The following is a 14,078-nucleotide window of genomic DNA, read 5'->3' as shown; positions in this document are numbered from 1 at the left end:
TTGGTCACCCACCTCGATACGCCGCCCTCCTCAGACCGTCATCACCCAGATTCCCGCATAGCTCACGCTAATCATGGTCACCGACCGGCGGCATGGAGACCACCATGTCCACCCAAATGCTTCCGCCTGTGGTCATGTGGTCGTGCATGTGCCGGCGCGCGGCCTCGCCATCCCCTTCCAGGATCGCTTTCACGAAAAGGTCGTGCTCCGTGTAGGACTTCAAAGGGCGCGCGGTGTGCTGGAACGGATACTGGCGGTAGATGCGCAGGCGACTGCGGATGAGTTTCGCCTGATGCTCCAGATGCTCGTTCCGGCTTCCGGCGTAGATCAGCTCATGCAGTTCGCGATTGAGATTGTCGTAGGCCTCGATGTCGCTGGCCTCGGCGGCGGCGCGGCTCGCCTCGTGCACTTCCAGAAGACGCTTGCGCCCGGCGATTCCCATGCGGCGGGCGGCAAGGCTGGCGGCCAGGGATTCCAGTTCGACCAGAACCTCCATCATGCCGACAAGCTGCTTGGCGGACATCCGCAATACGGAGGCGCCCGCGCCCGGTTTTATCGTGACCAGACCGCTCGAGCCGAGTTGGGACAGCACCTCGCGCACCGGTGTCCGTGACACGCCGAACCGTTCGGCCAAAGCTCGTTCATCCAGACGCTCGCCGGGCGCGATGATGCCGCCCAGAATTTCCTGTTCGAGCACCCGCCGCATTTCCGTTACGCGGCTTGGCTTTTCCGCCTGCATGGCATGATCCGTTGGCAAATCGGGATCGGTCGACGGTATCGCGTCCACTGATCGGCGTCAATGTCATGGTATGCCAAAACTCGATTTTGGTCGACCGAACAGCCGCGGGCGGCGGTGAAATCAGGCCGTGGCAGAAAATAGTGCACCCTCATCCAGCAGAGGATTTTGGCCCTTCCCTACGCGCAAAGGCACACAGGAAACCACTGTCACTCATTGCGTGGCCTGCCAACCATAAGCGTGCCAAACTTTCCATGTTGCATTCCATTATCACTCTCTGGTATGCATGAGCTCACTCATGGTTCTTTATAAAAACAAAGGCGGTATCCATAGGGCCACGCCGTCGCCAATGACGGCACCTGGGAGGAAACGATGAACGGGACGCCACGGGGTCAATCGGACGGGCCGGCCACAGCCCCCCAACTGACCGTGAAGGACGCGGTGGGCACCATCCGGCTCAACCGCCCGCTCCAGCACAATCGGATCGATGTGGCGGACATCGCCATTCTGCAAGAGGAAATCGCGGCCGCCGAAGCGAACCCCTCCATTCGCGTGCTGGTGCTGACCGCGACGGGGCCGAGCTTCTCGTCCGGGTACGACCTGAGCGCGGCCCAGTCGTCCCAGCGCGGCGGCTCGGACGGCCAGGACGGGGAGAACGCCTTCGCGCGTTTGTGCGATCGCGTCGAAGCGGTCCGTGTCCCGACGATCTGCGCCCTCAATGGCAGCGTCTATGGCGGATCCACCGATCTGGCGCTCGCCTGCGACTTCCGCATCGGCGTGACCGGAATGCGTATGCGCATGCCGGCCGGGCAGCTTGGCATACAATTCTACCCCGGCGGCCTTCGCCGCTACGTGTCGCGGCTTGGCCTCAACGCGGCCAAGCGCTTGTTCCTCACGGCGGAAACGATCGCCGGCGACGACCTGCTGAGCATCGGCTTCCTGGACCGGGTCGTCGCTCCCGACGATCTCCAGGCCGCCGTGGACGAACTGGCCGGACGCATCACGGCCTGCGCGCCGCAGGCCATCGCCGGCATGAAACGCGCGCTCAACGACATTGCCCGCGGCGAGTTGGACGATCGGGCGGCGGAGGCGGCCTTCGCCGCGAGCCTGCGATCGGACGAGTTCGCCAACGCCCTGAAGGTCTGGTCGCAGCGCCGGGCGTCCTGACCGCCTCCGCCCCCGGCGCGGGCCCGATCGGCACACCAGCCGCATTCGACCGGCCCCATTCAAAAAGAGACCGTCCATGACCGACCAGAACCTGGTTCTGAACACGACCCCCCATGCCCTCGCGCGCGAGCTGTCGGGTTTGCTGCTGATCGGCGGTGAACTCCGGCCAGCGGCCACGGGAAAGACTTTCGACGTCGTGAACCCCGCGACGGGCGACGTGATCGCCATGGCGGCGGACGGCGGCGAGCGGGACGTCGACGCCGCCGTCCGCGCGGCGGTCGCGGCGCAAGGCGCCTGGGCTCGCCTTTCGGCGCGCGAACGGGGCCGGCTGCTGGTCGAATGCGGGCGCCGCCTGATCGGCCATGCCGAGGAGATCGGGCGCCTGCTCGCCCTGGAGACGGGCAAGGCCATTCGGACCGAAAGCCGGGTCGAGGCGTCGCTGGTGGCGGACACTCTGACCTTCTATGGCGGGCTCGCGTCCGAGCTGAAGGGCGAAACCGTTCCGTTCCACCCGAAGATGCTGACCCTCACCCAGCGCGAACCGATCGGCGTCGTCGGCGCCATCATTCCGTGGAACGTGCCGCTGTACCTGATGGCGCTCAAGATCGCGCCGGCGCTGGTCGCCGGAAACGCGGTCATCGTCAAATCCGCCGAGGAGGCGCCTCTCGCGGCCCTGCGCGTCATCCAGGTCATGAACCAGCTGCTGCCGGCGGGTGTCCTCAACATCCTGTCGGGTGACGGCCCCGGATGCGGCGCGCCCCTGGTCACCCATCCGGGGGTCGGCAAGGTGACCTTCACCGGCTCGGTGGAGACGGGGAAGATCATTTCGCATCTGGCGGCCGACAAGCTGATCCCCGTCACCCTCGAACTGGGTGGCAAAAGCCCGATGATCGTGATGGGCGACGCCGATCTCGACAAGGCCATCGACGGCGCCGTGGCGGGCATGCGCTTCACGCGGCAAGGCCAGAGCTGCACCGCCTCCTCGCGCATCTTCGTCCACGAGAGTCTTCACGACGCCTTCGTCGACAAACTGAAGGCGAAGGTCGACGCCATGACCATGGGCGACCCGCTGGACGAGGCGACGGACATCGGCACCATCATCTCGCCACAGCAGTTCGACCGGGTGCAGTCCTACATCGCGCTCGGCGAGACGACGGCGGGCGCTGTGGCCCATCGGTGCTCGGCCCTGCCGACGGACGAGCGGCTGGCGCGCGGCCTGTTCGTGCAGCCCGTTCTTTTCACCGGCCTTGCCAACGATCACCGGCTGGCCCGCGAGGAAATCTTCGGACCGGTCACCTGCGTGATCGCCTTCCGCGACTACGAGGACGCGTTGGCCATGGCCAACGACAGCGATTTCGGCCTCGCCGCGACCATCTGGACGCGCGACCTCCGCACCGCCCTCGACGCGACCCGGCGGCTCCAGGCCGGCTTCGTGCAGGTCAACCAGAACCTCGTGGTTCAGCCGGGTCTGTCCTACGGCGGCTTCAAGCAGTCCGGCCTTGGAAAAGAAGCATCCCTCGAAGCGATGCTCGATCACTTCACGCACAAGAAGACGGTCATCATCAACATGGACTGATCAAGAGTTCACCAAAAAAGGGAGGAAACAAGAATGCGTACGTCCTTCATCGCCGCGCTTCTGGCCACGACGACCTTGGCGGCGGGAGCGGCCCAGGCCGCCGAGGTCATCCGGATCGGCGTTCTGAACGACCAGTCGGGCCTGTACAGCGAATTCGGCGGCGCCGGTTCGGTCGAGGCCGCGAGACTGGCCGTCGAGGATTTCGGCGGCCAGGTTCTTGGCAAGAAGATCGAGATCCTGTCGGCGGACCACCAGAACAAGCCCGACATCGGGCTGGCGAAGGCCCGCGAATGGTTCGACACCCAGGGCGTCCATGCCATCGCCGACCTGACCAATTCGGCCATCGCCCTCGGGGTCCAGAACCTCGCCCGCGAACGCGGGAAGATCACCCTGGCCACCGGTCCGGGGACGACGCGCCTTACCAACGAAGACTGCTCGCCCAACGGCTTCCACTGGATGTGGGACACCTATTCCCAGGCGGTCGGAACCGCCCGTGCCGTCGTCCAGGACGGCGGCAAGGACTGGTTCATGCTGACCGCCGACTATGCCTTCGGTCATCAAATGGCCGCCGACATCGACAAGACGGTCAAGGAGAACGGCGGCAAGGTGCTGGGGCAGGTCAGGCACCCGCTCGGCAACAGCGATTTCTCCTCCTTCCTTCTTCAGGCGCAGGCGTCCAAGGCCGCGATCATCGGGCTCGCCAACGGCGGGACGGACACCACCAACGCGGTCAAGCAGGCGGCGGAGTTCGGCATCACCAGCAGCGGCCAGAAGCTCGTCGGGTTGGCCGTCCTGATCAGCGACGTGCACGCGCTCGGCCTTGAAAACGCCAAGGGGCTGATCGCGACCACGGCCTACTACTGGGATCGAGACGAGGGCAGCCGCAAGCTGGGCGAGCGCTTCGAGGCGCGCATGAAGCGCAAACCCAACATGGTCCAGGCCGGCGTGTACTCGGCGGTGACGCACTATCTCAAGGCGATGCAGGCGGCCGGCACCGACGACGGCACCGTGGTCGCCGCCAAGATGCGGGAACTTCCGGTCGACGATCTCATCACCAAGGGCGGCAAGGTCCGCGAGGACGGCCGGGTCATCCGTGACATGTACCTGATCGAGGTCAAGACTCCGGCCGAGTCCAAGGGACCCTGGGATTACTACAAGATTCAGCGCACCATCCCCGGCGACCAGGCGGCAATCCCCTTGAGCGAAAGCAAATGCTCCCTGGTTAAGAAGTGACGCACTGAGAGACTCTTCCGGAGGAAAATCATGGCGCGGATTGCTTTCATCGGACTCGGCAACATGGGCCGTCCCATGTGCGACAACCTGACCAAGGCCGGGCATGACGTCGTCGGGTACGACGTGGTGGCCGCGGCGTGCGACGCCTACGCCGCCGCCGGCGGCCGCGCGGCCGCCACGCTGGCCGAAGCGCTGGCCAATGCCGACACCGTCATCAGCATGATCCCGACGGGAAAGCATGTGCGGGCCGCCTACGAGGGCCAGGGCGAGGGCGGCGTGCTGACGCACGCCCGTCCGGGCACGATGCTGATCGACTGCTCCACCATCGACGTGGAGAGCGCGCGGGCGGTCAGCAAGGCGGCGGCCGAGGCCGGTTTCGTCATGGTGGACGCCCCGGTGTCCGGCGCGGTCCCGGCGGCCCAGGCCGGGACCTTGACCTTCATGGTCGGCGGCACCGCCGAGGGTTTCGAGCGCGCCCGCCCGGTGCTGGCCGCCATGGGTCCCAAGATCTTCCATGTCGGCGCATCCGGGAACGGCGTGGCCCTGAAGATCTGCAACAACATGATGGCGGGCATGAGCATGGTCGCCATCAGCGAGGTGTTCGCCCTGGCCGAGAAGCTCGGGCTCGACCACCAGACGGTCTACGACGTCATGACCGTGTCCTCGGGCAATTGCTGGGCCCTGCAGAGCTACTGCCCGGTGCCGGGCCCGGTGCCGGCATCGCCGGCCAACCGCGACTACCAGCCGGGCTTCGCGGCGGCGATGATGCTGAAGGACATGCGCCTCTCCCAGGACGCGGCCGCCACCAGCGGCGCCGCCACGCCGCTCGCCGGCAGCGCCGCCGCGCTCTACCAGATGCTTGTGGAGCACGGTCACGGAAACAAGGATTTCAGCGCCGTCTTCGCCCTGATCACCGGACGGCTGACATCGGCGGGCGGCTGACCTCGGCGTGAAAGGGAAACCGATCATGGTTCATGCGATCCGCGTCCACCAGCCCGGCGGTCCGGAAGCCCTGGTCTGGGAGGAGGTGGCCGTGCCGCCGCCCGGCCCGGGGGAGGCCCTGGTCCGCCACACGGCGATCGGCGTCAACCTCATCGACACCTATCACCGCTCGGCCCTCTCCGGGCAGTACGCGATCCCACGCCCGGCCGTGCTGGGCGTGGAAGGCGCCGGCGTCGTCGAGGCGGTCGGCCCCGGCGTCACCGATGTGGCGCCCGGCGACCGCGTCGCCTACTGGATGCTGCTCGGCGCCTACGCCGAACGACGCATCGTTCCCGCGCACCGCTTGGTGAAGCTGCCGGACACGGTGTCGGACGAGGATGCCGCCGCCGCGATGGTCAAGGGGACGACGGCGCAGTATCTGCTGCATCGCGTCCATCCGGTGAAGGCGGGGGAAACCCTTCTCGTGCACGCCGCGGCGGGCGGCGTCGGCCAGATGCTGTGCCAGTGGGCGCACGCTCTGGGGGCGACGGTGATCGGCACCGTCGGCTCTCCGGAAAAGGCGGCCGTCGCCCGTGGCGCCGGCTGCGATCACGTCATCCTCTACCGCGAGGAGGATTTCGTCGCGCGCGTCCGCGACATCACCGGCGGTCGCGGTGTCGACGTGGTCTATGATTCCGTCGGGCAGGACACCTTCATGGCGTCGCTGGACTGTCTGAAGCCCTTCGGCCTGATGGTCAGCTTCGGACAGGCGAGCGGCCCGGTGCCGCCCTTGGATATCAGCGTGTTGGCGCAGAAGGGCTCGATCTTCCTCGCCAAGCCGACCCTGGCCACGGTCACCCGCAGCCGCGACGACATCGAGACCCTGGCCGGCGGGCTGTTCGAGGCCCTGGCCTCGGGCCGCGTCCAGGTCGGCATCGCCCATCGGGCGCCGCTCACCGAGGCCGCATCGGTGCACCGCGACCTGGAAGCCCGCCGCACGACGGGATCGATCGTGCTCATTCCCTGAAGCGAACCGCCCTTCGCTTCAGGGAATGACATTGCCCGCATCGCGGCGACAGGAACACCGGAATGACGCACAATCTTTACAGCCTGCTTTTGAAACCCGGAGCGCCGTCCGACGCGCGGGTGGCCCTGCGAACCGATACGGGGCGAACCGATACGGGGCGAACCGACAGGGGGCGGACCTGGACCTACGCGGACCTGTGGCGAACCGCCGGACGCATGGCACACGTCCTTCACGAGGCCGGCGTCGGTCCGGGAAACCGGGTCGCCGTGCAGGTGGCGAAGTCGCCCGAGGCGGTGTGCCTTTATCTCGCCGTCCTGCAACTCGGGGCGATCTACCTGCCACTCAACACGGCCTACACGCTGGCCGAACTGCGCTACTTTCTCGACGACGCGGAACCCGCGGTGTTCGTTGGACAGACTCCGGTCGTCGGCGATCTGGTGCCACCGGCCGGGTGCCGAACCTTCACGCTCGATCCGGACGGCGAAGGGACCGTGACGGCGGCGTGCCACGGACGGCCGCCCTGGGAGCGTGTCGCCGAGGTCAGCCCCGACGAGGTGGCGGCGATCCTCTACACCTCCGGAACGACGGGGCGCCCCAAGGGCGCCATGATCTCCCACGGCAATCTGGCCTTTGGCACCCGCACGCTGAACGCGCTTTGGGGCATCTCCGAAGCCGATGTGCTGTTGCATGCACTGCCCATTTTCCACGCACACGGCCTGTTCATCGCCTTGAACTCGATGCTGTATGCGGGCGCGTCCTCTGTTTTCCTTCCCAAATTCACGGCCAACGCCGTGATCGAGCATCTGCCGCACAGCACCGTGTTCATGGGTGTCCCGACGCTCTACACGCGCCTCCTGGCCGACCCGCGGCTCGCCAGGGAGCGGTGCGGGACCATGCGCCTGTTCACCTGCGGGTCGGCTCCTCTATCACGGGAAATCTTCGAGGCTTTCGAGGCTCGCACGGGGCATCGGATTCTCGAACGCTACGGCATGACGGAAACCACGATCATTGCCTCCAATCCACTCGACGGCGAGCGTCTGCCCGGCACGGTCGGCTATCCTCTGCCGGGGCTGGAGGTCCGGGTTGTCGACGCCGCCGGACAGCCGCAGCCTGCGGGCACGGTCGGCGGTCTCGAACTGCGCGGTCCGAATGTGTTCAAGGGCTATTGGCGGATGCCGGAAAAAACGGCGGCGGAATTCCGGCCGGACGGCTTCTTCATGACGGGGGATCTGGCGCGCGCCGCCCCGGATGGCCGTCTTTCGCTGGTCAGCCGCGCGAAGGAGATCATCATTTCCGGCGGCTACAATGTTTATCCGCGCGAGGTCGAGATCGTGCTCAACCGCATCGAGGGGGTGAGCGAGACCGCGGTCTTCGGCGTTCCCCACCCCGATTTCGGCGAGGGCGTGGTCGCCGCCGTCGAACGCCAACCGGGCTGCGAGTCGCTCGATCCGGCCGCCATGCTCGCACGGGCGGCGCGCGAACTCGCCGGATACAAGCTGCCCAAGGCCCTGATCGTCCAGGATGCCCTGCCCCGGAACGCCATGGGAAAGGTTTTAAAGAACGAACTCAGTTCGCTGCACAAGGATGTGTTCAGGAAGCGAGACGCAACCGGTTGAGGTGTCGGTCCACGAAGGCAAAGGGCCGTAGGGTTTGCCGGTTGCCAACGTCCATGCGGCACTGAGCGAACACGGTTTTGTTGCAGAGTTCACCGGATGGCGGCGGAATGGCTGGACGCTGGAGGGAGCCAAGCCGTGTCGGACTTCAAAGGCCGCCACTTCGGGGGTGAGGTCGTGCTTTGGGCGGTGCGCTGGTACCGCCGACACGGCATCAGTTAACGCGACCTCGAGCAGATGATGGCCGAGCGCCTACGCTCCCTCACCGGCTGGCCGTGGCTCCCATGTGTCTGTGTCAATGCGTAGGATCGGCGGTATGAAACACGGCGGCCAAGCGCTCGACCCCGCGGGTGATGTCGGAATCATTGAGACTCGCGTATCCCATCACAAAACCGGGGTGGTCCGGACGATCGGAGATGGACCTCGGGTCATAGAGCGGTGTGATGGGATACACGCCGACGCCGGCCGCCCGCACTGCGGCGACGAGCATCGCCTCCTGGCCCATTGAGAACCGCGTGAACCAAGCGACGATGTGCAGCCCGGCCTCCGCGCCGACCACCCTGACCTCCTCGCGAAACTGGGTCTGCAACGCAGCCAGGAGAGCCCCGCGCCGCTCCCCATTTCGCCGGCGCACCCGCCGCACATGCCGTTCGTAGGCGCCACTGGCGATCAAGTGCGTCAGGGCATCCTGTTCAAGGCCCGGCGTGTGCCGGTCCGCCAAGCGCTTCGCCGCGCGAAAAGCCGGGCTCAACGCCCGTGGCACGACGAGATAGCCGAGCCGCAACGCGGGGGAGAGCGTCTTCGACACCGTGCCGAGATAGATGACGGTCTCGGCGCCATCCAGGGTCTGCAAGGTGGGGATGGGGGCGACGTCGTAGCGATACTCGCCGTCGTAATCATCCTCAATGACGTAGGCGCCGCAGCCCCGCGCCCACGCCAGCAACTCCTGCCGGCGACTGACCGACATGACACCGCCGAGCGGAAACTGGTGGGACGGTGTGAGGTAGGCCAGACGGGCGGGCGGGAGCCGCTCCGTGCGCATGCCTTCCAGATCCACCGCCCGAGGGATCAGTTGGGCTCCCATCGCCAGGAGCACGTCGCGCGCCGCCGCATAGCACGGGCTCTCGATGACCGCCGGCTCCCCGGGATTGAGCAGCAACCGCACGCACAGGTCGAGACCTTGCTGCGACCCGTTCACCACAATGATCTGGTCAGGATCGCAGCGGAGCCCCCGTGCGCGCCAGAGATAGCCCTGCAAGGCCGCGCGGAGGTCGGGCGAGCCAGAAGGATCGCCGTACCGGAGGCGGGACGGTCGGCGCAGAATGGCGGCATCGACGGCCCGCTTCCAGGTGAGCGTGGGGAAGTCCGACACGGCGAGGTCGCCATAGCGGAAATCGGCAACGCGCGCATCGGTTTCGGGCCGAAGGTGCATGGGAAGGCCGACCAGTCGCTGACCAAAATCCGAGAGGTGTGTCGGAGGCGCCTCAACGCCTTGCCTCATTTCCGATCGCGCGATCCTCAGACCGTTCGGGACCTGTGGCCTCGCCCCCTGCCTCGCCTCCAGGTACCCCTCGGCGGCGAGTTGGTCATACGCGGCCGTCACCGTCGTCCGGGACACGCCCAACTCGGTGGCAAGTGCCCGCGATGACGGGAGCCGCGCGCCGGGGGGATAGACGCCTTCGGCGATCTGGGCCTTGAGCGCCTCGGATATCCGGGAAACGACCGTTTTGGTTCCATCCGCTTGCGGAATCGTAAGCATCAACTGGACCAGCTGAAAAGGTGAAAACTGGCCGTTCAAACTGGACCAATTTTCGGGAAAACTCCACCCCGACAAGGAGGCCCGAATGTACATACCGCCAGCGTTCCGCGAGACCGACCTGCCGTTCATCCAAGAGACGATGCGCGCCGCCGGGCTCGCCAATCTGGTCACGGCCACAGCCAACGGATTGGTGTGCACGCCCTTGCCCCTGTTCCTGGACGAGCGTGAAGGGGACATGGGCACGCTCTACGGGCACGTCGCGAAGGCCAATCCTCAGTGGAGAGCGCCGCCCGTCGGTGAGGCTATGGCGATCTTCATGGGGCCGGATGCCTACGTCTCCCCGTCTTGGTACGCCGGCAAGAGCCTGGACGGAAAGGTCGTTCCGACGTGGAACTACGTGGCTGTTCACGCCTATGGTCCGGTCGAATTCTTCGAAAACGCCGACCGCCTGCTCGATGTCGTCATGCGCCTGACCGACCGCCACGAGGCGTCGCGCCCGCGCCCGTGGGCCGTCAGCGATGCTCCACCCGAGTTCATCCAAGCGCAGTTGCGCGGCATCGTCGGTGTGCGGCTGCCCATCACGCGGATCGACGCCAAGCGGAAGATGAGCCAGAATCGCAATCCCAAGGACAGGGCGAACGTAAAAGCGGGGCTGTCTGAGAGTAGTGACGCTGGGGAGCATCAAGTCGCTGCTCTCATCGCGGAATGACGTCGAATTGCGCCGTCCGCCAGGGGGCAAAGCCTGCCGGACCTTGCCGGCGTCTTGCCTCGGTTCAAGGCACGCCCCCTGCTTTTTGGAGTGAGGGAACCGGCCAGACGCCCCCCTGCCCTACTGGTGGGCCGGCGGCAGGCCGTTGACCAGATTGCTTTGGATCACCCAGACCACGGGGCGGCTGTTGGGACCGATGGCCTCCGAGCAGACCGTTATGGTGATGTGGCCAAGGCGGTGCCACCGCCTTGATGGGATATGAGGGGGCTTCAGGAAGTTCGACCAGGCGCGCAGCTAACCTCATCCCATGCTTGAACAGTAAGATGCCGGGCGATCCGACCGTCGCGCAGATCGAGGGTCATCGCCGACATCACATGGCACCCGTCAGGGTAGGCGCACTCCTCAACGAAGGCGGCGCGCTCCGCCCCAACCACCTCTCGACCGACACGATGCGTCATGTTCCTGGAGCAGACATCGCGCCAGAATGCCGTGATTTCTTCTTTGCCCGACAGCGTCATCGGCGCGCTGGGCGGACGGTTGCGATCGACGATGATCATCTTGGCATCATCGGCATAAAACTGGACCAGCGCGTCGGCATCGCTATGTTCGATGGCTCGTTTCAGGTCCCCGAAATCGAAGGTTATGGCGGCCGACGCGGTCATGGCACCCCTCCATGGGAAAATTAAGGTGCGAAGGTGCCAAAATACGCCTCCGGATGCGGCAAGTCCGCAGCGCGGATGGGTATAGAAAGGCCGTCCTCGCGTTCACGGAGGCCGCAGATCAGGCCATCGGCGTGGGACCAATGGATGTGGATGGCGCATAAGACGCGCCGGAACTCCAGCGCCACCTGAGCGCCACGCGTTTATCCCAATTGTTCTGAACCAAAATAGGGGTGATCAAACCCACTTATGGAAGAACCGACAAGCCCCTTTCCTTCGCATCGCGAACCTCTGTGTTGCGATACGTTCCTTGTTAGGCGCGTGGCGACTTGAGAGGTTCTTCCATGGCCACTTGGACCCCCGATCCCAGCTTCTATCCGTCTCCACGTATGGCGATGCAAGCTCCCCCGGAGCGGCTGGCCTATGTGGCGATGTTGAACACGGACAACACCGCCCGCCCGGATGCCCTCGGTGTCGTTGACGTCGATCCCGGCTCTTCGGGTTACGGCCGGATCATCAGCCGCCTCGACATGCCAAATGTCGGTGACGAGTTGCATCATTTCGGCTGGAACGCCTGCAGTTCCGCTTTGTGCCCTTACGCGCCCCATCCGCACGTCGAGCGCCGCTACCTCATCGTACCGGGGCTGCGGTCGTCGCGCATTCACATCGTGGACACCAAGGCTGACCCAGCCCATCCAAAGATCGTCAAGGTGATCGAGCCGGAGCAGCTGGCCACCCGCGCCAACTATTCCCGCCCCCACACACTGCATTGCGGTCCTGAGGGCATCTATGTCAGCGCGCTCGGCAACGGCGGGGGCAATGGCGGTGGGCCGGGCGGTGTGTTCCTTATCGACCATGAGACGTTCGACGTGCTCGGCCAATGGGAAATCGACCGCGGCCCGCAGTTTCTCTCTTACGACGTCTGGTGGCATCTCGGCCAGGATACGATGATCACCAGCGAATGGGGTACGCCCGACATGATCGAGGACGGCCTCAACCCGGAACTTCTGCTGGGTGCGAAGTATGGTCGCCGAGTCCACTTCTGGGACCTGCACCGCCGCCGGCACCGGCAGACCATCGATTTGGGGCCGGAGTACCAGCTGGCACTGGAGTTGCGGCCGGCGCACGATCCGACCAAGGCGCATGGCTTCATGAACGCTGTGGTCAATCTGAAGGATCTCTCCTCGTCGATCTGGCTGTGGCATCGCGACGGCGGCCAGTGGGCGATGCGGAAGGTCATCGACATCCCGGCTGAACCGGCCGATCCAGATCAACTGCCCCCCATTCTCAAAGGCTTCAAGGCGGTGCCGCCGCTGGTCACCGACATCGACCTGTCGCTGGACGACCGTTGGCTGTACGTGTCGTGCTGGGGCACCGGAGAGATGCAACGCTACGACGTCTCCGACCCCTTCCGACCCAAACTGACCGGCTCGGTCCGGTTGGGCGGGATCGTCGGACGCAGCCGACATCCAAGCGCTGAAGGAGACCTCAACGGCGGCCCGCAGATGGTCGAGGTCAGCCGTGACGGCAAACGGGTCTACTTTACCAACTCGCTGTACCGGAGCTGGGATGAGCAGTTCTATCCCGAGGGCATCAAGAGCTGGATGGTCAAGCTCGACGCCTCCCCAGAGGGTGACCTGAGCATCGACGAGCGGTTCTTCCTGCGTTTCGACGACGGTTTCCGCGGACACCAGATCCGGCTGGAAGGCGGCGACGCGTCCTCGGACTCGTACTGCTATCCATGAGCGATGCGTGGCAGTGGCTGGCGCTGATCGGCCTCGGCGCCTTCCACGGGGTCAACCCGGCCATGGGGTGGCTCTTCGCCGTAGCTCTCGGACTTCAGGAAGGCCGCCGCGGGGCGGTGGTCAAGGCGCTGCCACCCATCGCGCTGGGCCACGCGCTATCGGTGCTGGTGGTGGTGATCAGCTTTACCATGGTCCAACTGGTCACCGCGCCGGATCTCCTGAAGCCGGCCATGGTGACGGTGCTGATCGGCCTTGGTGGCTATCGGCTGTTGCGCGGCTACCGGCATCGGGTGCGGGGCGGCATGCGCACCGGTTTTGCCGGGCTGACGCTGTGGTCGTTCCTGATGGCATCGGCGCACGGGGCCGGGCTGATGATCTTGCCCCTGCTGCTGGGCATGCTGGCGCCGGCCCAACTAATGGCGCTGTCGCTGTGTGGACCGGGAGCCGAGATGACGAGCACGATTGCCGCACTCGGGTCGGCGGCCGCCGGGCTGGCTGTCGTCCTCGTGCATATGGCGGCCATGCTGGTGGTAATCGCGATCGTGGGGCTGGTGGTCTTCGAGACCGTCGGGCTCGGTATCCTGCGCCGTGGCTGGGTGAATTTCGATCTGGTGTGGGCGGGCGCTTTGATCGGCACCGGGATTGGTCTCCTCCTCCTGGGATGACTGGCTTTGGCGCGACCAACGGACGATGGGAGGCGCATGATGACGACGTACGTGATGCTGGCGAACTGGACCGATCAAGGGGTTCGCAACGTAAAGGATTCACCTAAGCGGCTGGACATGGCGAAGGCGGCTCTCAAAGAGATGGGTGGAGAATTTCAGGCCATCTACATGACGATGGGCGAGTACGATCTGATCGCCGTGTATGGAGCTATGCGGGAATCTGGGTGATGACGGTCTGAGGAGGGCGGCGTATCGAGGTGGGTGACCA

The 14,078-nt window shown here is 65.6% G+C and carries 13 protein-coding genes; 10 read left to right on the top strand and 3 right to left on the bottom strand.

Annotated elements, in window-relative coordinates; genetic code table 11:
- Window positions 1–67: 67 nt before the first annotated feature.
- Window positions 68–739, bottom strand: a complete 672-nt coding sequence (locus JJL56_RS31750) for a GntR family transcriptional regulator (protein ID WP_200487774.1) — start codon at window positions 737–739, stop codon at window positions 68–70.
- 369 nt (window positions 740–1,108) lie between these two features.
- Between JJL56_RS31750 and JJL56_RS31745 the strand changes: the two genes are divergently transcribed.
- From JJL56_RS31745 to JJL56_RS31720, 6 genes are all read left to right on the top strand, one after another.
- Window positions 1,109–1,903 (top strand): enoyl-CoA hydratase/isomerase family protein, encoded by a 795-nt coding sequence (locus JJL56_RS31745; protein WP_200487773.1) that lies wholly within the window; start codon window positions 1,109–1,111, stop codon window positions 1,901–1,903.
- A gap of 76 nt (window positions 1,904–1,979) precedes the next feature.
- Entirely contained in the window at window positions 1,980–3,479 is a 1,500-nt protein-coding gene (locus JJL56_RS31740) for an aldehyde dehydrogenase family protein (protein WP_200487772.1), read from the top strand.
- 33 nt (window positions 3,480–3,512) lie between these two features.
- Window positions 3,513–4,712, top strand: coding sequence for an ABC transporter substrate-binding protein (locus JJL56_RS31735; RefSeq protein WP_200487771.1), 1,200 nt, complete (start codon window positions 3,513–3,515; stop codon window positions 4,710–4,712).
- Window positions 4,713–4,742: 30 nt separating this feature from the next.
- Window positions 4,743–5,654, top strand: coding sequence for a 3-hydroxyisobutyrate dehydrogenase (gene mmsB / locus JJL56_RS31730; protein ID WP_200487770.1), 912 nt, complete (start codon window positions 4,743–4,745; stop codon window positions 5,652–5,654).
- A 25-nt stretch (window positions 5,655–5,679) separates the two neighbouring features.
- Complete coding sequence (locus JJL56_RS31725) at window positions 5,680–6,660, top strand: quinone oxidoreductase family protein (RefSeq protein ID WP_200487769.1); 981 nt, start codon at window positions 5,680–5,682, stop codon at window positions 6,658–6,660.
- A 62-nt stretch (window positions 6,661–6,722) separates the two neighbouring features.
- Window positions 6,723–8,276 carry an AMP-binding protein gene (locus tag JJL56_RS31720; RefSeq protein ID WP_200487768.1) on the top strand — a complete coding sequence of 518 codons (1,554 nt, stop codon included), beginning with the start codon at window positions 6,723–6,725 and terminating at the stop codon, window positions 8,274–8,276.
- A gap of 292 nt (window positions 8,277–8,568) precedes the next feature.
- On the opposite strand, the gene pdxR is transcribed toward JJL56_RS31720, so the two are convergent.
- The gene (gene pdxR, locus JJL56_RS31710) at window positions 8,569–10,125 is read right to left on the bottom strand and encodes a MocR-like pyridoxine biosynthesis transcription factor PdxR (protein WP_247891360.1); all 1,557 of its coding nucleotides are present in this window, start codon (window positions 10,123–10,125) and stop codon (window positions 8,569–8,571) included.
- On the opposite strand from pdxR, the gene JJL56_RS31705 reads away from it, so the two are divergent.
- Window positions 10,118–10,741 (top strand): FMN-binding negative transcriptional regulator, encoded by a 624-nt coding sequence (locus JJL56_RS31705; RefSeq protein ID WP_200487767.1) that lies wholly within the window; start codon window positions 10,118–10,120, stop codon window positions 10,739–10,741. The genes pdxR and JJL56_RS31705 overlap by 8 nt on opposite strands.
- A gap of 269 nt (window positions 10,742–11,010) precedes the next feature.
- On the opposite strand, the gene JJL56_RS31700 is transcribed toward JJL56_RS31705, so the two are convergent.
- The gene (locus JJL56_RS31700; protein ID WP_200487766.1) at window positions 11,011–11,403 is read right to left on the bottom strand and encodes a nuclear transport factor 2 family protein; all 393 of its coding nucleotides are present in this window, start codon (window positions 11,401–11,403) and stop codon (window positions 11,011–11,013) included.
- A gap of 341 nt (window positions 11,404–11,744) precedes the next feature.
- On the opposite strand from JJL56_RS31700, the gene JJL56_RS31695 reads away from it, so the two are divergent.
- The 3 genes from JJL56_RS31695 to JJL56_RS31685 are packed head-to-tail and all read left to right on the top strand — an operon-like array spanning window position 11,745 to window position 14,038.
- A complete protein-coding gene (locus JJL56_RS31695; protein WP_200487765.1) occupies window positions 11,745–13,145 on the top strand; it encodes a selenium-binding family protein in 1,401 nt (466 codons plus the stop codon).
- Entirely contained in the window at window positions 13,142–13,810 is a 669-nt protein-coding gene (locus JJL56_RS31690) for a hypothetical protein (protein ID WP_200487764.1), read from the top strand. Before JJL56_RS31695 ends, JJL56_RS31690 begins: the two co-directional genes overlap by 4 nt.
- A 36-nt stretch (window positions 13,811–13,846) precedes the next feature.
- A complete protein-coding gene (locus JJL56_RS31685; RefSeq protein WP_200487763.1) occupies window positions 13,847–14,038 on the top strand; it encodes a GYD domain-containing protein in 192 nt (63 codons plus the stop codon).
- Window positions 14,039–14,078 lie beyond the last annotated feature (40 nt).

The organism is Azospirillum aestuarii (genome assembly GCF_016632405.1).
Taxonomy (GTDB): Bacteria; Pseudomonadota; Alphaproteobacteria; order Azospirillales; family Azospirillaceae; genus Azospirillum; species Azospirillum aestuarii.
The sequence above is the reverse complement of the archived record's forward strand: the minus strand, read 5'-3'. Positions and strand labels throughout refer to the sequence as shown.

Excerpts from the sequence above, each read along its gene's own strand:
- JJL56_RS31750 (WP_200487774.1), bottom strand. The coding sequence starts at position 739 with ATGCAGGCGGAAAAGCCAAGCCGCGTAACGGAAATGCGGCGGGTGCTC.
- JJL56_RS31745 (WP_200487773.1), top strand. The coding sequence starts at position 1,109 with ATGAACGGGACGCCACGGGGTCAATCGGACGGGCCGGCCACAGCCCCC.
- JJL56_RS31740 (WP_200487772.1), top strand. The coding sequence starts at position 1,980 with ATGACCGACCAGAACCTGGTTCTGAACACGACCCCCCATGCCCTCGCG.
- JJL56_RS31735 (WP_200487771.1), top strand. The coding sequence starts at position 3,513 with ATGCGTACGTCCTTCATCGCCGCGCTTCTGGCCACGACGACCTTGGCG.
- mmsB (WP_200487770.1), top strand. The coding sequence starts at position 4,743 with ATGGCGCGGATTGCTTTCATCGGACTCGGCAACATGGGCCGTCCCATG.
- JJL56_RS31725 (WP_200487769.1), top strand. The coding sequence starts at position 5,680 with ATGGTTCATGCGATCCGCGTCCACCAGCCCGGCGGTCCGGAAGCCCTG.
- JJL56_RS31720 (WP_200487768.1), top strand. The coding sequence starts at position 6,723 with ATGACGCACAATCTTTACAGCCTGCTTTTGAAACCCGGAGCGCCGTCC.
- JJL56_RS31705 (WP_200487767.1), top strand. The coding sequence starts at position 10,118 with ATGTACATACCGCCAGCGTTCCGCGAGACCGACCTGCCGTTCATCCAA.
- pdxR (WP_247891360.1), bottom strand. The coding sequence starts at position 10,125 with ATGTACATTCGGGCCTCCTTGTCGGGGTGGAGTTTTCCCGAAAATTGG.
- JJL56_RS31700 (WP_200487766.1), bottom strand. The coding sequence starts at position 11,403 with ATGACCGCGTCGGCCGCCATAACCTTCGATTTCGGGGACCTGAAACGA.
- JJL56_RS31695 (WP_200487765.1), top strand. The coding sequence starts at position 11,745 with ATGGCCACTTGGACCCCCGATCCCAGCTTCTATCCGTCTCCACGTATG.
- JJL56_RS31690 (WP_200487764.1), top strand. The coding sequence starts at position 13,142 with ATGAGCGATGCGTGGCAGTGGCTGGCGCTGATCGGCCTCGGCGCCTTC.
- JJL56_RS31685 (WP_200487763.1), top strand. The coding sequence starts at position 13,847 with ATGATGACGACGTACGTGATGCTGGCGAACTGGACCGATCAAGGGGTT.